A 20,553-nucleotide genomic window follows, 5' to 3' on the forward strand; every position below is an offset into this window, starting at 1 on the left:
GACCTAGATTAGGCCGCGAATGGACTGGGTTCCCGGCCAATCCGGCGCTAGAAACTCAGTCCATTCGCCAGCGCGTCGGCAGCCAGCGCGAGGGCGCGCGAGGCCCGGGCGGACGACACCGCGCCGTAGCCGATGACGACCCCGGCGCGGTCCGGGTCGCCGCCGGGCGCGCGGTAGTCGGCCAGTCCTTCGAGGGCGACGCCGAACTGGCGCGCGGCGGCGAGGGTGCGTTCTTCCGCGGTGGCGTCCGGCAGTTCGACCAGGCATTGGAGACCCGCGGCGAGACCGCCGGGCCGCAGCTCGGGGACGCGTTCGGCGAGCAGTCGGGCGAACAGCTCGCGGCGGGTCCGGAAGGTGGCCCGGCGCCGGCGGACGGCGCGGTCGTACTCGTGGGAATCGAGGAAACGGGCGAGGACCTGCTGGTGCAGTCCGCTGGGAGTGACGCCGCTGAGATTCCGCTGCCGGAGCAGTTCGGGGAGAAGCTCCGGCGGGGCCACCGCCCACGCGACGCCGACGGCGGGGGCGAGGGCCTTGCTCGACGTACCCAGGTACACGACCCGGTCCGGCGCGAGGGCTTGGAGCGCGCCGATGCTGCGGCGGTCGTAGCGGAACTCGCCGTCGTAGTCGTCCTCCAGGATCAGCGCGTCGCGGGCGTTCGCCCATTCGACCGCGGCCCGGCGGCGTTCCGGGGAAAGCGGCACTCCGGTGGGGAATTGGTGGGCCGGGGTGAGGAAGGCCGCGTCCGCCTTGGCTCCGGTGAGGTCGGCGCCGTCCGAGTCGACCGGGATCGGGACGATCTCCAGCCCGGCCTCGGCGATGACGCGCCGGTGCCGTTCGTGCCCGAACTCCTCGACGGCGATCCGCTTTCCGCCGCGGGCGCGAATGCTCCGGCAGGTCAACGAAAGCAGGTCGCCGAAGCCGCTGCCGATCAGGACTTCCGCCGCGGTGACCGCCACGCCGCGAGTCCGGGCGAGGTAACCGGCGAGAGTGTCTCGGAGTTCGGTCGCCCCTTCTGGTGGCGCGTAGGCGAATGCCGAGACCGGCATTTCCGACAGCGCTCGCCGGGTTTGCGCGCTCCATTGGCTGCGCGGGAAGTCGCCAGCATCGGCGAGACCGCCGCGAAGCTCGTACTCCGGTGGCGATTGTCGTTGCGCGGCAACCGGTTGCGACTGGCGGGGAAAGCCAGCGATCCAGGTCCCCGCTCCGACGCGGCTTTCCAGCCAGCCTTCGGCGGCGAGGCGGGAGTAAACCTCGGAGACGGTGCTGCGGGCGATGCCGAGGTCGGTCGCGAGCGCGCGCGAGGCGGGCAGCCGGGTGCCCACCGCAAGGCGGCCGTCGACGACCGCGGCGCGCAGGGCGGTTTCGAGCGCGTGCGCGGGCCGGGTCGTGGACACGGGCAGGTAGAGGTCGAGTCCCTCGGCCACCGATGCGCGCTTCATGGCCGGACTTTAGCCTGGCGCGTCCACAGTGGGCAGACGATTCAGGCGAGCAGAGCTTCGACTTCGAGGTAACGCTCGGGAGGAACTGTCTTCCGTCCGGCTGCCACGGCCAACGGGACGGTGCCGAGATCGGTGCCGCGCAGCGCGACCATGACTCCGGACTCGCCCGCGTGCACCGCGTCCGCCGCGCGCAGGCCGAATCGGGTGCCCAGTTCCCGGTCGGCCGCGGTCGGCCGTCCGACTTCCTGGCTCACCGCGACCGCGCGGGCCTCCTTGCCGGTGTGCCGCGAGATCTCCTCGGACAGCCAAGTCGCGACGCCGCCGGGCACCGGGGATCCTTGCGGGAGCGCGCCTTCGGCGATCACGACGATCGGCGCCCGGCCGCGTTCGAACCGGCGCGTCACCCGGGCCAGCACCCGGTCCAGGTCGAACGGGTGCTCCGGGCCGGCGATCACGTCCGCGCCGCCGGCGAGCCCGGCGTGCAGGGCGAGCCAGCCGGAATCCCGGCCGGCGACCTCGACTACCAGCGCGCGCTCGTGCGATTCGGCCGTCGTGCGGCACCGGTCGAGCGCGTCGGCGGCGATCTGCACCGCGGTGTCGAAGCCGAACGTCGTGTCGGTCGCCGCGATGTCGTTGCGGATCGTCGCCGGAACGACGACGACCTGGACGTTCTCGGCGGCGAGTTTCGCCGCTCCCGCAACGGCGTCCTCGCCGCCGAGCACGACCAGCGCGTCGAGGCCGTGCAGCGAATCGCCCGGTTTGACCGGGCCGTGCGACGAGCCGAGCAGCGGACGGTCGCGGGTCAAGGTCTCGTCGATCTCGCGAGGTTCGATCGGCACGGTGCGGTTCTCCCGCAATCCGGCCCACCCGTCCCGGATGCCGACGATTTCCCAGCCGTACACCTGAATGCCTTTGCGAGCGAAGGCCCGGACCACCGCGTTCGATCCGGGGCAGTCGAGGTCGCCGGCGAGCATGCCGATCCGCATGGGGCGAGAGTGGCGCAGCTGAATCGATGAAGCAAGCGGGCGACTGTGCCGTTGCCCGCGGCGGCGGCCCCGTGCTCAAGTGAAGCCGTTACCGGGGAGGCACTGGATGCTGTCTGCAGATTCTCCGAACGCGGTCCGGTGGCGGGTGCCGTGGTTCGACGGCCGGAGCGTTTTCCGTGCTGACTGGCCGAGGATCCGCGGCCAGATCAACCGCGCGTTCGACAACGACAAGTTCGCCAACGGCGCGCTGACCCGCGAACTCGAGGCGGCGATCGCGAAGTACACCGGAACGAGGTACGCCGTCGGAGTGAACAGCGGAACGGACGCGCTGTACCTGATCCTGCGCGCGGTCGGGGCGGGCGACGGCGACGAAGTGCTCGTTCCTTCGTACGCTCCGCCGTCTGTGGTCGCAGCGGTCCGCCGGGCACAGGCAACGCCCGTCTTCGCTGGTGCTGAGCAGGAATCGTGGCGGTCGGATCGCGCGAAGGCGGTGCTGGAAGTGCATTTCTACGGGCAGCCGTCCGAGCTAGGGAAGGTCGCCGCCGACGCAGGTCTGCCGCTGGTAGAAGCGTCGGCAGGAGCCGAAGCGGACCGGATCGGCGTCGCGGGCGCGTTGTCTTTCGGTCCCGGCGACCCGTTGGGTGCGCTCGGCGACGCCGGGATGGTCGTCACCGACGATCGCGAACTCGCGGAGCGGTGCCTGATGCTGCGTCACCACGGGCGGACCAGCGAGGTCGCCGCGCGCGCCGCGCAGGTGTCCAGCCCGGCCGCGATGACCGGTACGAACAGCAAAATGGACGAGGTGCAGGCAGCGGTGCTGCTGGCGCGGCTGCCGTCGCTGGCCGACGCTTTGGCTCAACGGCGGGAGATCGCCGCCGAATACACCGCGCGCCTGACCGGGCTTTCCGGGCTCCGCCTTCCGGACAACCGGAGCTGGCCCGCTTATCCGCTGCGGACGGACCGGCGAGACTCCTTGGCCGCGCATCTGACCAGGGCTGGCGTCCAAACGGAGGCACCGGAGCGGGCTCCGGCGGCGCTCGCCTTGCCGGTTTATCCCGGCGTCGAAGTCGGCTATGTGTGCGCCGCTGTCACCGAGTTCTGCGAACGGGGCACGGCATGAGGACCTTGCCCTTCTTCCCGCCTAAGGCGTTCGAAGCCGAACGCGCGGCGGCCCTGGACGCGGTGTGGCGGATCGGCACGGACCCTTCCCAGCGGTTCGGTTCCGGCCCGGAGGTCGCGGAGCTGGAGCGCACGATCAGCCAGGACGTCGGCGCACGGCACGTCATCGCGTGCGGATCCGGCTCGGGCGCGCTGGACGCGGCGGTGGTCGGCGTCGGCATCGAACCGGGGGACGAGGTCGTCGTGCCCGCTTTCGGATGCCAGCCGATCGCCGGGATGCTCGCCGAACGGGGCGCGGTGCCGGTGTTCGCCGACGTCGATCCGCGGACGCTCGTGCTCGACCCGGTGGCTGCCGAGGCCGCGGTGACGGCGAGGACGGTCGCGATCGTGCCCGCGCACATTTTCTGCACGATGGCCGATCTTCCGGCCTTGCAAGCGATTGCCGCCGACCGTGGTCTCCGGTTGGTCGAAGACGCCGCGGTCGCCTACGGCGCGACGTGGAACGGCCGCCCGGTCGGACGGTGGGGTGCCGCGGGCGTTTTCTCGCACGCGCAGTTCAAACCGTGGGGCGGGATCGGCGAAAGCGGGGCCGTGGTCACCGACGACGACGAGATCGCCGCGCGCTGCCGGGAAGCGCGTCGGTACCACGGCATGGACGAGCTGACCGCACATTTCCTCTTGCGGCGGCACGCCGCGTTCCCGGATCGGTTGCGGCGCAAGACAGAGATCGCCGCGCGGTATGACGCCGCCTTCGCGCCGTTGGCCGAGAACGGGGTCACGCTGCCTTCCGCGGCGCCCGGACCAGGGAAGTTCTGCCATGTCTACGCGCTGCTGACCGATCGGCGGGACGAACTGGCGGAACACTTGCGGCAGCGGGGAATCGGCACGCACGTCTACTACCCGGTGCCGCTGCCGTACCAGGACGCGTTCGCCCGGTTCGCGGGAGCGGGCCGGTTCCCGAACGCGCAGGCGGTCTGCGACCGCAACCTGGCGCTCCCCGTCTGGCCGGGGCTGAGCGACGCCGAGACCGGCCGCGTCATCCGGGCGGTGCTGGAGTTCTACGGCCGCTGAGGGAGTGTTCATCCGGGCCGGAGCCCCGGTTGCACACCTTCCTTGACGGTTCTCGGCGCGCCCGCTTACGTTCGGCTGGACCGACGCGAACGCTCGACCCCTGGGGGAGTCTCCGATGGCGTTGCCGGATTCCGCGACCTTCGACGACCGGCTGACCGAAGCTTTCCGGGCCGGACTCGACCTGCCCGCCGACGCCGACGTGACGGCGCTGGCCTTCGGCGAGCACCCGCATTGGGACTCGCTCGGGCACATGTCCCTGGTCACCGCGCTGGAAGACGCGTTCTCCGTCTCGCTGGGCGAGGACGACGTGCTGGCGATCGACAGCTACGCGTCGGCCGCGGCGGTGCTCAAGATCGTCGAGCCGTGACGGCGAAACTGTTGTCCTGGCTGGACAACCCGCCGCCGGGAACGGCCTTCGTCGACGCGCCCTCGGGGCGTTCGCACAGCTACGCCGAAGCCGCCGCGGCCGTACTGTCCAAAGCGGACACTCTCGCCGGGAGCAAATCCGTGGTCGGCTGTGTCTGCCGGACCGACCCGGAGACCGCGATCAACTATCTCGCCGCACTGGCCGCGGGCCACGCGGTGCTGATGCTCGACGCCTCCGCCGACCGGGCGGTACTCGATCGGCTGCTCGCGGCGTATCAAGCGGAGTTCGTGCTCGACGGCGACCAGGTCGAGCGGCGGTCCGCCTCGGTCCTGCCGGTGGCCGAGCCGCTGGCCGTGCTGCTGGGCACCTCGGGCAGCACCGGCACGCCGAAGTACGTGCGGCTGAGCCAGGACAACGTCGACGCCAATGCTGCGCAGATCGTCGCGGCGCTGGGCATCGACGCGGGCGAACGGGCGGTGCAAAGCCTTCCGCTGCACTACTCCTACGGCCTGTCGGTGCTGAACTCCCATCTCCTGTCCGGCGCGACGGTCGTCTTCCCCGGCGCGAGCCCGATGCGGCCGAAGTTCTGGGAAGTCATGCGGGACAACAGATGCACGTCGCTGGCCGGGGTGCCGTACCTGTACACCATGCTGGCGCGCATCGGGTTCGAGAAGATCCCCCTGCCGGACCTGCGGACGCTGACCCAAGCCGGCGGCCGGATGGCGGCCGAGCAGGTGTTGCGCTTCGGCCGGTTGGCCGCGGACCGGGGCGGCAGGCTTTGCGTGATGTACGGGCAGACCGAGGCCACCGCCCGGATCGCCTGCCTGCCGCCCGAACGCGTCCTGGACAAGCCGGACCGCGTCGGCCTGCCGGTGCCCGGCGCCGTGCTGTCGCTCGCGCCGGACGGAGAACTGATCTGCCGGGGACCGAACGTGATGCTGGGCTACGCGCAGGGGCGCGCGGACCTCGACGCCGGGGACGTCAACCAGGGCGTGCTGGCCACCGGAGATCTCGCGGAGGTCGACGACGAGGGCTTCTACGCGATCACCGGCCGGAAGCGCCGCATCGCGAAACTCGCCGGGCAGCGGGTGAACCTGGACGAGCTCGAGACGCTGCTGGCCCCGCACGGACCCGTCGCCGCGATGGAGGTCGGCGGGCAGCTGGTGCTCGCCAGGGCGGGCGGCGCGCCGGGCGGCGAGCTGTCCCGGCACGCCCGCGAGCTGATCGGGGTGCCGGCGAAATTCATCCGGGTGCGGGACATCGACAGCTTGCCGCGCACTGGTTCCGGCAAGACCGACTACGCGGCGCTGGCGGCTGTGCTCGAGGCCGGGCCGGAAGGAGAGCAGGGATGACCCAGGTGGCGCCGGACCCGCGCGCGACGGCGGGAGCGGACGGCCTCGACCGGGTGGTCGAGGCGAGTCTCGGCCTGGTCGGTTTCCTGGCCCCGGACGTCGAGCCCGGCGTGGACGTCGCCAGCTGGCTCAACGTCACCCGGTTCGCCGAGGCGCTCGGCGACGAGAACCCGCTGTACACCGACCCGGAATACGGCGCGGGTTCGGCGTGTCACTCGATGCTCGCGCCGCCCGCGTTCCTGCTCGCGGTGCGCATGCCCGGTTCGGCGGGCGCCGCGGACACCGTGCCGCACAAGCTTTCCGCGGAGCTGGCCGCGCTGACCGTGGTGTGGGACGACGTTCTCCGGCTCGGTGATCGCGACCTGACCGGCCGGATGCGGATCACCGGAGCCGTCCGCGACGGGGCGAAGGCCACCGTTTCGTCCACAGTGGACTATCAGCGGGACGGCGCGGAGATCGCCCGCGGCTGGGCCGAGGTCGAGCTGGTTCCGCGCGAAGGCCGGGAGATCCGGCCGATCGCACGGTATTCGCCGGCCGAGATCGACCGGATCAAGCAGGAACTGGACGACGAGCGGCCGCCCCGGGGCACGGTGCCGCGGTTCTGGCGCGACGTCGCGGTCGGCGACACCTTCCCGGTACTGGTGAAGGGCCCGCTGACGCTCGCCGACCTGATGGTCTGGACCTTCGCCGAGGGTCGTCCGGTGCGCGCGGGAAACCTGGTGTACCAGGACGTTTCCCGGCTCGTCGGCCGCCGGGGCACGCATCCGGTCACCGGCTGGCCGGTCTGGGACCGCACCGAGACCGGGCTCGATTCGCTGGCCACCGACCCCGAGGGTCCGCCCGCCCCGGCCGGTCTGGTGTTCTCGCTGGCCAGCCAATACGCGACCCACTGGATGGGCGACGACGGCTTCCTCCGGCAAGTCAGCGCGCGCCTCCACCAGAGCTTCCGGTACGGCGACGTGCTGCGCTTCGCCGGAACCGCGGTGAACCGGTTCCTCGCTGTCGACGAGGCCGGAAACCGGTGCCACGCGGTCACTCTGCGGGTATCCGGACGTAATCAGCTGGACGAACCCGTGGTCACCGCGGACGCCGTGGTGCTCCTGCCCGAACCCGGCAAACCGGTGCGGCTGCCGGTCCGCGGCGGGCTCGCCGTCGTCGCACCAGGGGAGGCGTGATGCAGAGCCACGAGGAAGCGGTGCTCGAGTTCATCGACCGCAGCCGGGACCTGCTGGACCGCGAGAGCCCGGAGGACCTGCCGCCGCCCGCCGGGCCGTACGACCGCACCGCGGTTCCGGTGCCGAGCGCGCTGATGCTGACCCCGGACCTGATCCGCCGGTACGCGGGCGCGATCGGCGACGACAACCCGCTCTACACCGACCCGGCCTACGCCGAAGCCTCCCGGCACGGCACGCAGATCGCGCCCGGTCCGATGCTGATCCACGTGCGCTACCCCGGCGACCACGGGGCGCAGCGGCCGGAGGGTTATCCGGTGGCGAACTTCCTGTCCGGCGTGGCCTGGGAGTTCTACGACGTGCTGCGTCCGGGCATGCGGTTCTCCTCGTCCAAGACTCCCCGGGAACTGGTCGTCAGCCGGAGCAGGCAGTCCAAGGCGATCTCGCACCATTCGGAGACCTTCTACTGGTCGAATTCCGGTGCGCTGCTGGGCAAGGCGTACGGGCGGCTGGTCCACATGTCGGTGGAGGAGATGGGCGCGACCCGCGTGATGCCGGTCGAACGCCTGCGGGAAAGGCTGTTCTACGACCGGAAGCCGCACGAATACTCGGCCGCGGAGATCGACCGGATCCGCACGGCGCTGGACAGCCGGAGCCGCCTCGGTGCGCGGCGCCGGTACTGGGAGGAGGTCGCCGAAGGCGACGAACTGCCCGAACTGGTGCAGCCGCCCTACAGCATGCGGGACGAGCTGACCTACCAGGCGATGGACCACGGCCTGCTCTCGGCGTTCGACGGGACCCGGATGGTGCGGGCGTTCCGGCCCGCCTACCGGCGTGGTCTGGACAACCCCGATTTCGCCCGCACACATCCGGTGACCGGCTGGCCGTACTGCCCGTGGGACGAGCACGAGGACCGGTTCCTTTCGCCGTACCGATGCGAGCCGATGCCCTTCGACTTCGGCATCCAGCGCGCGCAGATGCCGATCCGGCTGCTCACCGACTGGGCCGGGGATTTCGCGTTCGCGCACCGGATGTACACCTCGATGCGCAAACCGGTGTTCTACGGGGACGCGGTGAGCTACCGAGGCACGGTGCTCCGCAAGTACGTCGCGGAGAAAGCCGGCGTCCAGTACGCGGCCGCTGCCATCGAGATCACCGGCCGCAACCAGCGCGACGAGGTGCACTGCCTCGGCTACGGCACGGTGTTCCTGCCCTCTCGCGAGCTGGGCGACCCGGTGCTGCCGGTCCCGCACGCCGAACGTCCGGACTACGTGCCGTTCGACGTCCACCGCCGGGCCGAGTGGTTCTGATGCCCGGACTTGCCGTCAGCGGCGGCGAAGCGCTCATCGGGCCCGGCGAGCACCAGCCGTGGCCGGAAATCACCGAGGCCGACAAGGCAGCGGTCGCGGCGGTGCTCGACCGCGGCGTGCTCGCCGGGCCGAACGCGCCGGAAATCCGGGCGCTGGAAGAGGAATACGCCGCCTACACCGGCGCGCGCTACTGCCTGGCGACCAACGCGGGCACTTCGTCGCTGCACGCCGCACTGGCCGCGGCCGGGGTTGAGCCGGGCGGCGAGGTCATCGTGCCCGCGTACACCTTCGTCGCGTCGGCGTTCGCGGCGATCCACCAGGGCGCCGAGCCGGTGTTCTGCGACGTCGACCCGCGTACGTTCAACCTGGACTCCACCAAGGTCGAGGCGCTGATCACGGACCGGACGCAGGCGATCATGGCCGTGCACGCACACGGCCAGCCGGCCGACATGGCGGAGCTGCGAGAGATCGGGGCTCGCCGCGGGGTGCCGGTCGTGGAGGACAACTCGCAGGCGCACGGCATCCGGTACCGGGGCGAAACGACCGGCTCGCTGAGCGAAACCTCCGGCGCGAGCGTCAATCATTCGAAGAATCTGCCCGCCGGCGAGGGCGGGCTGTTCACCACCGACGACGAGGAGCGCTACCACGTGGCGCGCCGGCTCGTCCTGTACGGCGAGGACGTTCCCGCGGACGCGCCGCGCCGGTACTGGTCGCACGGCCTCGGCTGGAACTACCGCGGCCAGGAAATGGTGTGCGCGCTGGCCCGCAGCCAGCTTCGCCGGCTCGACGCGCACAACGAACGGGCGCGGGAGAACGCGGCGAGACTGAACGACGGCCTGAAAGGGTTGCCAGGCCTCGAATTGCCGTTCGTGCACGCCGATCGCGGCTGCTCGTACTGGAAGTACCAAGTGCTGCTGCGCCCGGCCGAACTGGGCTTCGACGGCGACCCGCGCGATCTGCGCGACCGGATCATGCGGGCGCTGCACGCGGAGGGCGTCGAAGTCAGCATGTGGCAGCCGCAACCGGTGCCCGCCCAGGCGGCGTTCCGCCGTCGCACGCAGGTCTGGCGGCAGGCGACGGAGGACGAGCCGACCCGGCCGTGGACGCCGGAGGCGTTTCCGGTCGCTTCGCGGATCTGCGACACCGGGTTGAGCCTCGGCACGATGTGGCGGCCGTTGTACGTGCAGGAGCCGGAGCTGATGGACCGGTACGCGCAGGCGTTCGAGAAAGTCCTGGCGAACCTGGACTACGTGCTGTCGATGCCGTTCGAACCCTATCCGCGGATGTCCTGAGCCTCCGGATCGGCGGCGCGGACCCGGCACAGCCACTGCGCCGCCGCCCCGGCCGCCGCTGCCGCGACGCCGAAACCGAGCCAGCCCAGCCCGCCTCCGTCGAGCACGATGAACGTGATCGCGGCCGGACCGGCGAAGGTCATGACGCCTTCGCCGACGGCGTAGGCGGACAGGTACTGCCCGCGCCTGCCGTCCGGGGCCAGCGCGAGCGGCACGCTCCAGCCCGCCGCCGAGCTGAAGACCTCGGCGAGCGAAAGCCCGATCACCCCGGCGATCATGCACCCGATCGCGAGCGCGGTCCCGTCGAGGGCCGCGAGCACGAACGCCGCACTGCCGAGCAGCAGGCCCGCCCCGCTGAACAGATACGCCTTTCCCGCCCCGCGAAGGGTTTTGGCCATCTTCCCGAGGCCGACCTGCAGCAGCACGACCAGCACGGTGTTCAGCGTGAACAGCAGCCCGGTGAGCGCGGCCGGCGCGGAGGTGCGGGTCGTGATCCAGAGCGGAACTCCCACCAGCAGCGCCGAATCGCCGGCGAGGAACACGGCGTTGAGCCCGGCAAGAGCGAGGAAACGCCGGTCCCGCACCAGTTTCGCGCGTCCGGCCTTCTTTTCGGCGCGGTGTTCCGGCCGGACCGCGGGCAAGGTCCGGACGAGCAGGCCGGCCACCGCGTAGGACGCCGCGTTGACGAGCACGATCGCGAGATACGCGGCGCGGGTGTCGGCGACGATGGCCGCCGTGGCGCCGAGACTGCCGAGACCGACGGCGGTGCCGCGGATCGCGGCGAGCCCGGCCAGCATGCGGATCCGGTCCTGCTCGTCGGCCAGGCCCGCGACGACCATCGTGCGCGCCGACCGGCCCGCCTGCGCCGCCGCCTGCGCGAGGCACACCAGCGGGACGAACAGCGCGGGGGAGTGCACGAACGGGTAGCCGAGGAACACCGCCGCCCGGATCGCGTAGGACAGGACCAGGACGAGCCGGGGGTGGCGCCGGTCGAGCACGTGGCCGACCAGCGGCGTGACCGCGATCGAGGTGATCCCCGCGCAGGTCAGGCCCAGGCCGACGACAGTGGCGCCGAGACCGGCGCTGCGCGTGAAGAACAGCACGATCGACGGCAGCCACAGGCCGGTGCCGAGCGAGTCGACGAACGACGCGGTCGCCAGCCGGCGCCGCGGCCCGTCGGAGTACACGTCCGCCCCGGTCGCCGCGATCCACAGCCGCGCGGCGCGGCTCATGTCCGCCGCCGTGGTCGATTCCCCATGCTGATCCGGATTCCCCGCTCTTGCCGGTCCCCGTCCGACGATCCCTCTGGCATCATGGCACACGCTGGCGCGTTCGTCGCCCAGCCGCTCGCATGACGTTGACCTGCAAGGTTTTTCACCGGATCAGGGGGAACGCGATGGGCTTGCCACGGCTTCTCGTGGTGGACGGGATGGGCGGCGTCTCGCCGCACGAATACCTGCGGTCGCTGGCGCCGCTGGCCGAACTGAAAGTGCTGTATGTGCCGCCGCCGTTTCCCGAACACGCGGCGCAGAAAGAACGCGAACTGGCCAAACGGGGCGCCGACGTCGAAGTCGTGCAGGTCGATCGGCCGGACCAGGTGACTGAGGCGATCGCGAAGATCGCCCAGACCTGGCGGCCGGACGGGGTGTTCGCGCAGAACGAGCACCTGCTGCACCAGGTGGCCGTGGCGGCCGAACGCCTCGGCCTGCCGTACCACTCGGCGCGCGCGGCGTCTCTGGTGCAGCGCAAGGATTTGCAACGGGCCGCGCTGCTCGAAGCGGGCCTGCCGGGGCCGCGGATGGCGGTGCTCCGGCCGGGCGAGGACCCGGCCGCCGCGCTGGCCGAGGTCGGGCTGCCCGCGGTGCTCAAGCCGATCGTGGGCGTCGGCAGCATCTCGACGATGCTCGTCGACTCGCCGGAGGTGCTGGCCGGCGCGGTGGCCGAGGCGGACCGGCACTACCGGGCCGATCCCCGGATGTACGGCCGGGAACCGGTGCTGATGGTGGAAAGCCTGCTGATCGGGCAGCGCTGGCACCGGGACGAGCGCTACGGCGACCACGCCAGCGTCGAATCCCTGGTCTGCGACGGCGAGATCACCCATCTGGCCGTCACCGACAAATACCCGCTGGCGCCGCCGTTTCGCGAGACCGGCGACCTGCTTCCGTCCATTTTGGACACCGAACGGCAGGACGTGCTGCGCGAGGCCGCCGCCGACGCGATCCGCGCCCTCGACCTCCGGCACGGCGCGACGCACATCGAATTCAAGCTCACCGAGGACGGGCCGCGGGTGATCGAGGTCAACGGCAGGCTCGGCGGGCCGGTGCCGCGCATGCTCGAGCTGACCGCGGGCTACGACGTGATCGCCGACCTCGGCCGGATGGCGCTGGGCGGCAAACCCGAGGCGACGCTGAGCTTCGACTGCCATTCGCTGTTCCTGACGCCGGTCTCGCCGCAGCGGGACGTGGTGGTGCGCGCGATCCACGGCGAGGCCGAGGCCCGCGCCATCGAGGGCGTGCGGGACCTTTCGCTGCGTTATCCCGTCGGCAGCACGCCGGATTGGCGGATGGGCGGGTTCAGCAGTCTGTGGCGGTCGTTCATCACCAGCCCGACCTCCGAGGGCCTGTTCGACGTCGCCGAGAAGCTGGAGAACACGCTGCGGGTGGAGCTTTCCGACGCCAGCTGAACGAACAGGCACCGGTTCCCGCGGGAACCGGTGCCTGGCCGTGATTCAGTGCATGCCGCGGATCGTGCCGCCGTCCACGCCCCAGACGCTGCCGGTGACGAACGACGCGGCCGCCGACGCCAGGAACGCGATCACCGAGGCCACCTCGTGCGGCTGGCCCATCCGGCCGAGCGGAAGCTGCCGCCTGCTCATCTCGTATTCCACGGCCGGTTCGGGGTCGAGGCCGTGCAAGGCCGCCATGCTGTCGGCGAGCCCGCCCGGACGGGTCCACAGCGGAGTCCACACCGGACCCGGCGCGACCGCGTTCACCCGGATCGCCGGTCCCTCGGCCAACGCGAGGCTTTTGGTCAGGCCGACCAGGGCTGTTTTCGAGACCTGGTAGTCGATCAGCGCCGTCTCCGGCTGGCGGGCCAGGTCCGAGGAGACGGTGACGATGCTGCCGCGTCCCTGCTCGCGCATGCCGGGCAGCACGGCGCGGATCGCCCTGACCGCGCTGAGGAAATTGATTTCGAACGTGTGCCGGAAGTCCTCGTCGGTCAGCTCGTCGAAGGACTTGGCCACGCCCTGCCCGACGTTGTTGACGAGGACGTCGGCCGGTGCGCCGAACTCGCCGAGCAGCCCGTCGACCGCGGCCGAAACCCCTTCCGCGGTCGAGAGATCGGCGACCTGGACCGCGGCCTTGGCTCCGCGCTCGCGGACGGATTCGGCCACCTCGGCCAACCCCGCGCCGTCGCGGTCGGTCAGGCCCACCCGCGCGCCCTCGTCGGCGAAGGCCAATGCGGTGGCGGCGCCGATTCCGCCTGCCGCGCCGGTGATCAGGACGACCTGGTCGGCGAGTGCGAACTTCATCCGGCCGCCACCTCCGTGCTGATCAAGGTCAGCGGACCGCGGGCGGTGACCCGCCAGTCCATTCCCGGCTGCATCGCGAAACAGCGGCCGGGCCCGCCGGGGTAGCGGCGACCGTCCACTTCGAACTCCGCGGTGCCGTCCACGAGATACAGCACCTGTGTGTTCTCCGCGGGCGCTTCCCGTTTCGCGGTGCCGCCTTCCGGTACCTCGATCAGGGTGAAATTCCGCCAGTCCCCGGTGAAATACGGGCGAAGGTCGATCGCCGTTCCCGCCCCGGGCAAGGACATCCGGGCGGGCTCGGCGGCCGGGCCCGGCTGGGGGAAGACCTCCGTGACGAAGAACTGCATGTCCTCGCCGGACCGGTTCGCGATCGCGTGCGCCGCGCCGATCGGCGTCGTGATGAGGTCGCCCGCGCGGACGATGAACGGCTCGCCGTTCATCCGCATCTCGGCCTCGCCGCTGAGGATGTAGTAGATCTCCTCGGTGCGGTCGTGGACGTGCTCGCCCACCGACCCGCCCGGTTCGATCGTGAGGTGCTCGACGATGTTCCAGCTCCCGGCGAGGTGCCCGCCGTTGAACAGCGTCTTCCACTGGCAGACCCCGTCGCCGCCGACCTGGTGGTACGTGGTGGCGGCGCCGCTGGTGTCGTTGACGATCAGTCCGTACGGCGCGGCGGGGCCGCGGCTGGTCATGCCCATCAGATCACCTTCCGGCAGTTGCGATGGATTCGATGCCCGCCCGGACGGTCTCGCCGGGCACCTGCGTGATGAGCGTGCCGTCCGTGCGGTGCGGACGGCCGAGGCCGGACAACAGGATCAGGTCGCGCATCCCGGCCGCCGGTTTCACGTAGCCGCGCTTGTTGTCCAGCCGCACGGCGTCGAACACCGCGTCCACCGGGGCGTCGGCGGGCAGCACGGTCGGGGCTCCGGCCCGCTTGAGCAGGTTCAGGTGCGCTGCCTCGTCGGCGCGGTCGAGCAGGCCCAGTTCGCGCGAAATGCGGGCGGCGGCGAGCATGCCGAGCCCGACGCCGTACCCGTGCCGCAGGCCGCCGTGGGTGACCAATTCGGCGGCGTGGCCGACGGTGTGGCCGTATTCCAGGACGAGCCCCTCGCCTTCCTCGCGCGGATCGTCGCGCATGACCAGGGTTTTCGCGTCCACGCACAGGTCGATGAACCAGGCGAGGTCGGCCATCGGGTAGCGGCCGTCCGGGCGGAGGCGGGCGGCGACCTCGTCGTAGCGCTCGGGCACGACGCACAGGACGTTCTTGACCATTTCGCACAGCGCCGACCGGATCTCGTCCGCGGGCAGCGTCGTCAGGAAGTCGAGGTGGTTCCACACCAGCGACGGCGCGTGGAAGGCGCCGAGGTGGTTCTTGCCGACGGTCGAGTTGACCGCCTGTTTCAGCGACAGCACCGAATCCGACATGTTCAGCAGCGTGGTCGGCAGGTGCACCAGCCGGATGCCGCGGAACACGAGCGCGGCCAGCAGCCCGGAGAGGTTGCCCACCAGCCCGCCGCCCATCGCGACGATCACGGACTTGCGGGTCACCCCGGCCCGGAACATCCGCTCGGCGAGGGAATCGGCGACGGCGAGGGATTTGGCGGGCTCCTCGGCGTCGGCGGGCAGGACGTCGGCCGGGGCGACGTCGCCGACCAGACGGCGCACCTGCCCGATCTGGGATTCGGAGAGCCCGGTGTCGGCGACGATCACGAACCGGTCGGCGTTCAGTTCCGCCAGCCTGCGCGCGAAAGCCCGCAGCGAACCGGAACCGTGCCCGGTGCAGAAGTCGTAGCGGACGTCACCGAACTGGACCTCGCGCTGGGAGACGCGGGAAGCCTCGGCTAGCAAAGACACAACTTTCCCATCCACGGTTGGCGAAAAAGAACGTGCTGGTCGTGCTGGCCCGGCCGGATTCACATGGCCGGGCGGACGGACGTTTCCAATTGCCGCGCGAATTGCGCGTACGCTTCCGCGCAGCTGCGGGCGACTTCGGCGACGAGGTCGGCGCGATGCGGCGGCACGGAGGCGCGCAGCCGCGCCCAGTGCGCCGGATCGAGCGACCCGGCCTCCAGCAGCCGCAGCACCGCCCGGCCGGTTTCGCTGAACCGCAGCGACGGATCCTGGCGCAGGTCGTGAAGTGCCGCGCGCGGGTCGGCCTGCGGCGCCGGGCACCCAGGCCGCCCCGCGCCGGGACCCGGGCCCGGCGGCTCCGGCTCCGGGGAATGCCGCGCGGGCACCGGATCGGCCCCGGCCCGCAGCCGGTCGCGGACGTCGCGGACCGTCGCGACCGCGATGCCCGCCGCCCGGGAGATCTCGCGCAGCGAGGACTGCGGGCGTTCGGCGATCAGCCTGGCCGCGAGCCGCCTGCCCGCGGCCGGGTTGATCGGCCGGATCCGGCCGTCCTGGCCGCGCCGGAAATCCGGCCGCGGCACGTCGGCCCCTGGCCGGTGCCGGACGCGCCGCACGGTCTTGTGCGTCAGCCCGGTCATCGACGCGATCAGCCGGTCCGACCACTCCGGATGCGACCGCATGATGCGCGCGGCGGCGGCGAGCCGGTCGGGCAGCGACAGCGGCAGGCCGTGCTGGGTGTTCAGCCGCACGGCGAGAACGAAAGCGTCGCGCTCGTCGCCTTCGTAGAAGCGCGCCGGCACGTGGGTCGCGCCGCGCCCGATCGCCACGCGCAGCCGGTGCATCCCGTCGATGACGTGCATGGTGTCGCGGTGCACGACGATCGGCGGCAGCCGTCCCGCGGACTGGGCCAGCAGCCGGACGTGGCTCTCGTCTTCTCCCTCGGCTCTCGGCGACAGGGCTGTCCGCAGCGAAGCGACGGGAACGGCGACGACCTCGGCTCCGATGAGCCGGTCCGCCTGCGCGGGCCGCTCCGGTTCCGCGCTGTCCCGGGCGTGCTTGTGTCCGGCCATATCCTTGCCCCCAAGTGGCGCACTATCCGTCTCGGAAACTGCCTGCCGAAATCCGGGTAAGCTGACTGGCGTGAAAATCGCGCGATTATGGGAGCGGCAGATAACTGAGCGCGTGAATACCCGAGTGATTCAACGCGCAGTCATTCCGCAGCATTTCACGCGGTGTGGATCCCCATTGAGTTTCCAGCGTAGCAGCGGTTCGTTTGGCGCGTCAAACGATCTTGAACGCCGGCGGCCGGTTCCCGCTGGTCGGCAGCAGCGGTTTTCCGCCGGTGTTTTCGCGGAAATCGTCAGGAATCGGCGGGACGGTTCCGGAAATGGCGCCGCGGCGACGGCTGTGCTGAGCGAGCGGGTGCCTGCCGGACGGGCCCCGGCCGGGAATCCGCGGCGGGAGCGGTGTTCAGGTGGGGACCGGTAGCCAGTCGAACACCGGCGCGGTGCGCCGGAAACGCCGCCGCCCGACCGCCGGGAAGGCGATCGGGCGGCGGCGTCGCGGGATTCAGCGGCGAGGACCGGGGTCGCTGAAGCTGGGACGGCCGGTCTCGTTGTGCCCGGCGAACCGGCGCAGGTAGCCCGGCGCGGCCGGATCGGTCAGCGAGAGGTCGAACCAGCCGAACGCGGACGCCGTTTCGCACGGCACCCGCCGGGTTTCGCCGGGGCCGAGCACGATCGTCCGGGCGGAGCCGGGGCTGTAGTCGTTGCGCAGCTTGAGTTTCCGGCGCTGGCGGCCCGGGTTCGTGACGGTCAGCGTGAGCAGCGGGGCGCCGTAATTGTTCGTGGACACCGAAACCTCGGGCTCAGTGGTGTCCGCGGTGGTGCCGGTGAACTGCGCGAGGTAACCGTTCGCGCCGGTCACGCGAAGGTCGTAGTTGCCGTGCTCGTCGGTGCCCGGCGCGCCTTCCCAGATGTCGCTGACGGTGTCGTGCGCGGCGACCGTGTAGCGGCGCGGGGAATCGCCGTGCGCGTAGGCGTAGAAGTGCGCGCCCACGGTGCCGTTGTTGATGAACTGCACCGAAATCGAGCGACCGTCGCGCTTGCCGGAGACCCCGGTGGTGAACCGGTACGGCAGCGCCCGCGCGGGGCGCACGCCCGGCTCCTGCTTCGGCATCGCCTGCGGCAGCTTCACCGAGAACGGCTGGTTCTTGCTCGGCAGCGGAGCGGGCGTGGGCGTCACGACCGGCTTCGTTTGCGGGCGCGAGAAATCGAACGCCGAGGTGAGGTCGCCGGAGACGGAACGGCGCCACGCGCTGATGTTCGGCTCCGCCACGCCGAAACGGGCTTCGAGGAAGCGCAGCACCGAGGTGTGGTCGAAGGTCTCCGAGCAGACCCAGCCGCCGCGCGACCACGGCGACACGACGAACATCGGCACCCGCGAGCCCAGCCCGGCCGGGTGCTTGCCGGCCAGCCGGTGGCCGCTCGGGCCGGTTCCGGTGCTCGGGCGCAGCTTGTCGAAGTCGAGGAACTCGTCGGCGAGGCTGGCCGAGAGCGACCGCGACACCAGGCCGTCCGTGCCCGGCCGGTTCAGCAGCGGCGGCATCGGCGGGACGACGTGGTCGAACAGGCCGTCGTTCTCGTCGTAGTTGACGAAGAAGACGGTCTTGCTCCACACCTCGGGGTTCGAGACCAGCGCGTCGAGGACGAGGTTCAGGTAGTACGCGCCGTCGCTGGCGGACGCGGCGGCGTGCTCGCTGTACTTGTACGGCGGGACGATCCAGGTGACCTGCGGCAGCGTCCCGGCCTGCACGTCGGCGCGGAACTCCTTGAGCGTGTGCGTCGAGACGCCCTGGTCGACCAGCGGTCCGGACGCGCCTTCCCGGCGGTGGTACTGCGCGAAGAACTCGAGCGAGTTGTCCGTGTAGTTGTCCGTCGGCTCGCCGGGGATGCCGCTGCCGCCCTGGTAGAGCTTCCAGGTGACGCCGGCCTTCTGCAGCCGCTCGGGGTAGGTGGTCCAGGTGTAGCCGTTGGTGTCCGCCCGCTCGTCCAGGCCGGGGCCGTTCGGCTTGGTGCCGAGCCGGTTCTGCGTGTCGATGGTGCCCGACCAGAGCATGATCCGGTTCGGCGCGGTGTCGGCGGGGACCGAGCAGTGGTAGGCGTCGCAGATGGTGAACGCCTCGGCCAGCGCGTAGTGGTAGGGCAGCTCGGAACGCTGCTGGTAGCACATGGTGAACACGTCCTGCTTCTCGTTCACCCAGCCGTCGTAGCGCCCGCCGTTCCAGAGCGGCTCGCCGCTGCCCCAGCTGTGGTCGGTGCCGGCGATGTGCTCGCTGGTGCGCAGGGCGTCGAGCGGGAACGGCAGCACGTACTCGGCGTCGTCGGGAAGGCCGCGGCCGTTGTAGCGGGAGGTGCGCTCCTTCGCCGGCGGCTGGTAGAAGACCGGCCGTCCGTTGGGCAGCAGGTGCGGCCGGGGGTCGCCGTAGCCGCGCACGCCGCGCATGGTGCCGAAGTAGTGGTCGAAGGACCGGTTCTCCTGCATCAGCACGACGACGTGCTCAACGTCCTCGATAGTGCCCGACCGGCGGGCCGGTTCGACCGCGAGCGCCTTCCCGATAGACCCGGGCAGCAGCCCTCCGGCCGCCGCGCCGGCCAGCGAAGCGCCCGCCATGCCGAGAAAATTCCGGCGACTCGTACCCGCCATGTTGCGTCCTCCACGTGTTCGCGGCGAGACAGCGGTCGCCCGGATTTACCGGCCGCCGCTCGCCCGGAGCAGAGCATGAACGAGCTGAGTGTCCCGGATCTGGCGCGCGGGTGAATACTCCGTCCGGGGGCGGCTTGTCGTGGCCCGGGCCGGATTTTTGGTGATCTTGGCGACGGCGGATCTGGTGATTGTCCCGGCACTGTCCGTGGTGCGCCGGGAGCGAAAGCGGCCGCGAAAGGACGCGCGAGGTGACATTTCGCGAGCCGAGTTGACCGCGTTGTTCGAGGCCGCCGGACTGACCGTCGTGGCTGGCGGCGGGGATCGTCGCGGAGGCGGACCGGCCCGCGTCGGCGAAGGACCGCGAGTTCGTCCGGCAGCGGGTGCGGGATGGGGAATTGTGGCTGGAGACCGAAAACGGCCGGGTCCCGGACGCCGCCGACCTGGCCGCGGCGAGCGACTGGACGCAGCGGCGGCTGGGCGGAGTCCAAGGAGCTGTCCGGCCTGATCGAACTGCGCGCCGCGGGCAACGGCAACCCGCACGGCGTCCGGCTTTTGACGGGAAACCCCCGCCGGTTTCGGTCACGCCGAGGGAGCGGCTTCGGCTTCCTCGACCAGTTCGACTAGCTCCGCGATGTGCTGGCGGACGCCCTCGTGGCCCGGATACCACTCTTCGACCGCGGCCGGCAGCTTCTCCCGGATCACCTTCATGATCTCGGCGCCCTGCTCCGCGCTGTAGCTGCTCAGAGCGAGGAACGCGTAACCCCCGGCCGCGAACTCGCGCAGGTCCGCGGCCAGCGCCTGATCCTCGACCTCGCCTGCGATGAACCCGAGAACGCGCAGAAGCATGCCGCGGGAAGGGTTCCAGTCGAGAAACCCTAGGTCGCGCTTGCCGCGCGGATCGATGACGAACACAGCGGACACGGGTCACCTCAAGAGGAAGACGAAGGGCTTGGCGGAGTCCTCGCGCTACGGGATCTGCTGGGAGTTCAGGCCGATCGTATCGATCGGGACCAAGCCGGATTCGGTGAAACAGTGCTTGCGGATCGAAGCCTGGACGGCACCCACTGGCCGCCGAAACCGTCGGCATCGAGGACCAGGTGCTGCGGGTGCGCTCCCGAAAAACACGAACGGCCTGCCGGTAAAGACAATCGGCAGGCCGTTCGCGGAGAAACAGATGGTGGGCGATACTGGGATCGAACCAGTGACCTCTTCGGTGTGAACGAAGCGCTCTCCCCCTGAGCTAATCGCCCGTTGTGCAACGCACCAGCCTGGGGTGGACTGGAGTGCGCGATACTGGGATTGAACCAGTGACCTCTTCCGTGTCAGGGAAGCGCTCTCCCGCTGAGCTAATCGCGCT

General features: G+C 71.0%; 17 protein-coding genes and 2 tRNA genes. 8 read left to right on the forward strand and 11 right to left on the reverse strand.

The genetic code is table 11. The features are described from left to right. Positions 1-47 precede the first annotated feature (47 nt). A complete protein-coding gene (gene pdxR, locus ACZ7SW_RS28405) occupies positions 48-1,439 on the reverse strand; it encodes a MocR-like pyridoxine biosynthesis transcription factor PdxR (protein WP_470233420.1) in 1,392 nt (463 codons plus the stop codon). A 41-nt stretch (positions 1,440-1,480) separates the two neighbouring features. Next, positions 1,481-2,425 (reverse strand): ATP-dependent 6-phosphofructokinase, encoded by a 945-nt coding sequence (locus ACZ7SW_RS28410; protein ID WP_470233421.1) that lies wholly within the window; start codon positions 2,423-2,425, stop codon positions 1,481-1,483. A 106-nt stretch (positions 2,426-2,531) separates the two neighbouring features. On the opposite strand from ACZ7SW_RS28410, the gene ACZ7SW_RS28415 reads away from it, so the two are divergent. From ACZ7SW_RS28415 to ACZ7SW_RS28445, 7 genes are all read left to right on the forward strand, one after another. Next, on the forward strand, positions 2,532-3,545 hold the full coding sequence (locus tag ACZ7SW_RS28415) for a DegT/DnrJ/EryC1/StrS family aminotransferase (RefSeq protein WP_470233422.1): 1,014 nt from the start codon (positions 2,532-2,534) through the stop codon (positions 3,543-3,545). Next, positions 3,542-4,615, forward strand: coding sequence for a DegT/DnrJ/EryC1/StrS family aminotransferase (locus ACZ7SW_RS28420; protein ID WP_470233423.1), 1,074 nt, complete (start codon positions 3,542-3,544; stop codon positions 4,613-4,615). Before ACZ7SW_RS28415 ends, ACZ7SW_RS28420 begins: the two co-directional genes overlap by 4 nt. 115 nt (positions 4,616-4,730) lie before the next feature. Then, the gene (locus tag ACZ7SW_RS28425; protein ID WP_470233424.1) at positions 4,731-4,982 is read left to right on the forward strand and encodes an acyl carrier protein; all 252 of its coding nucleotides are present in this window, start codon (positions 4,731-4,733) and stop codon (positions 4,980-4,982) included. Then, positions 4,979-6,334 (forward strand): AMP-binding protein, encoded by a 1,356-nt coding sequence (locus ACZ7SW_RS28430; protein WP_470233425.1) that lies wholly within the window; start codon positions 4,979-4,981, stop codon positions 6,332-6,334. Before ACZ7SW_RS28425 ends, ACZ7SW_RS28430 begins: the two co-directional genes overlap by 4 nt. Then, entirely contained in the window at positions 6,331-7,509 is a 1,179-nt protein-coding gene (locus tag ACZ7SW_RS28435; protein ID WP_470233426.1) for an FAS1-like dehydratase domain-containing protein, read from the forward strand. The genes ACZ7SW_RS28430 and ACZ7SW_RS28435 overlap by 4 nt, the downstream gene beginning before the upstream one ends. After that, positions 7,509-8,816 carry an FAS1-like dehydratase domain-containing protein gene (locus ACZ7SW_RS28440; protein ID WP_470233427.1) on the forward strand — a complete coding sequence of 436 codons (1,308 nt, stop codon included), beginning with the start codon at positions 7,509-7,511 and terminating at the stop codon, positions 8,814-8,816. Before ACZ7SW_RS28435 ends, ACZ7SW_RS28440 begins: the two co-directional genes overlap by 1 nt. Then, positions 8,816-10,108 (forward strand): DegT/DnrJ/EryC1/StrS family aminotransferase, encoded by a 1,293-nt coding sequence (locus ACZ7SW_RS28445; protein WP_470233428.1) that lies wholly within the window; start codon positions 8,816-8,818, stop codon positions 10,106-10,108. The genes ACZ7SW_RS28440 and ACZ7SW_RS28445 overlap by 1 nt, the downstream gene beginning before the upstream one ends. Here the strand turns inward: ACZ7SW_RS28445 and ACZ7SW_RS28450 are convergent. Next, complete coding sequence (locus tag ACZ7SW_RS28450; protein WP_470233429.1) at positions 10,090-11,340, reverse strand: MFS transporter; 1,251 nt, start codon at positions 11,338-11,340, stop codon at positions 10,090-10,092. The genes ACZ7SW_RS28445 and ACZ7SW_RS28450 overlap by 19 nt on opposite strands. 164 nt (positions 11,341-11,504) lie before the next feature. Here ACZ7SW_RS28450 and ACZ7SW_RS28455 point away from each other — a divergent pair, with 164 nt between their 5' ends. Then, positions 11,505-12,791, forward strand: a complete 1,287-nt coding sequence (locus ACZ7SW_RS28455; RefSeq protein ID WP_470233430.1) for an ATP-grasp domain-containing protein — start codon at positions 11,505-11,507, stop codon at positions 12,789-12,791. A gap of 45 nt (positions 12,792-12,836) precedes the next feature. Here ACZ7SW_RS28455 and ACZ7SW_RS28460 read toward each other — a convergent pair whose 3' ends face one another. From ACZ7SW_RS28460 to ACZ7SW_RS28495, 8 genes are all read right to left on the reverse strand, one after another. Then, positions 12,837-13,640 (reverse strand): SDR family NAD(P)-dependent oxidoreductase, encoded by an 804-nt coding sequence (locus ACZ7SW_RS28460; RefSeq protein WP_470233431.1) that lies wholly within the window; start codon positions 13,638-13,640, stop codon positions 12,837-12,839. After that, positions 13,637-14,338 (reverse strand): cupin domain-containing protein, encoded by a 702-nt coding sequence (locus ACZ7SW_RS28465; RefSeq protein ID WP_470233432.1) that lies wholly within the window; start codon positions 14,336-14,338, stop codon positions 13,637-13,639. Before ACZ7SW_RS28465 ends, ACZ7SW_RS28460 begins: the two co-directional genes overlap by 4 nt. A gap of 4 nt (positions 14,339-14,342) precedes the next feature. Beyond that, a complete protein-coding gene (locus tag ACZ7SW_RS28470) occupies positions 14,343-15,494 on the reverse strand; it encodes a 2-deoxy-scyllo-inosose synthase (RefSeq protein ID WP_470233433.1) in 1,152 nt (383 codons plus the stop codon). Between the two features lie 59 nt (positions 15,495-15,553). Continuing rightward, positions 15,554-16,561: a ParB/RepB/Spo0J family partition protein gene (locus ACZ7SW_RS28475; protein ID WP_470233434.1), complete on the reverse strand. Its 1,008-nt coding sequence runs from the start codon at positions 16,559-16,561 to the stop codon at positions 15,554-15,556. 499 nt (positions 16,562-17,060) lie between these two features. Next, positions 17,061-19,196, reverse strand: coding sequence for a phosphocholine-specific phospholipase C (locus ACZ7SW_RS28480; protein ID WP_470233435.1), 2,136 nt, complete (start codon positions 19,194-19,196; stop codon positions 17,061-17,063). 579 nt (positions 19,197-19,775) lie between these two features. Then, complete coding sequence (locus tag ACZ7SW_RS28485) at positions 19,776-20,117, reverse strand: hypothetical protein (RefSeq protein ID WP_470233436.1); 342 nt, start codon at positions 20,115-20,117, stop codon at positions 19,776-19,778. A gap of 254 nt (positions 20,118-20,371) precedes the next feature. Further along, a tRNA-Val gene (locus tag ACZ7SW_RS28490) sits at positions 20,372-20,446 on the reverse strand. Between the two features lie 34 nt (positions 20,447-20,480). Then, a tRNA-Val gene (locus ACZ7SW_RS28495) sits at positions 20,481-20,552 on the reverse strand. Between the last annotated feature and the right edge of the window lies 1 nt (position 20,553).

Source organism: Amycolatopsis sp. NPDC114484, from assembly GCF_055633755.1.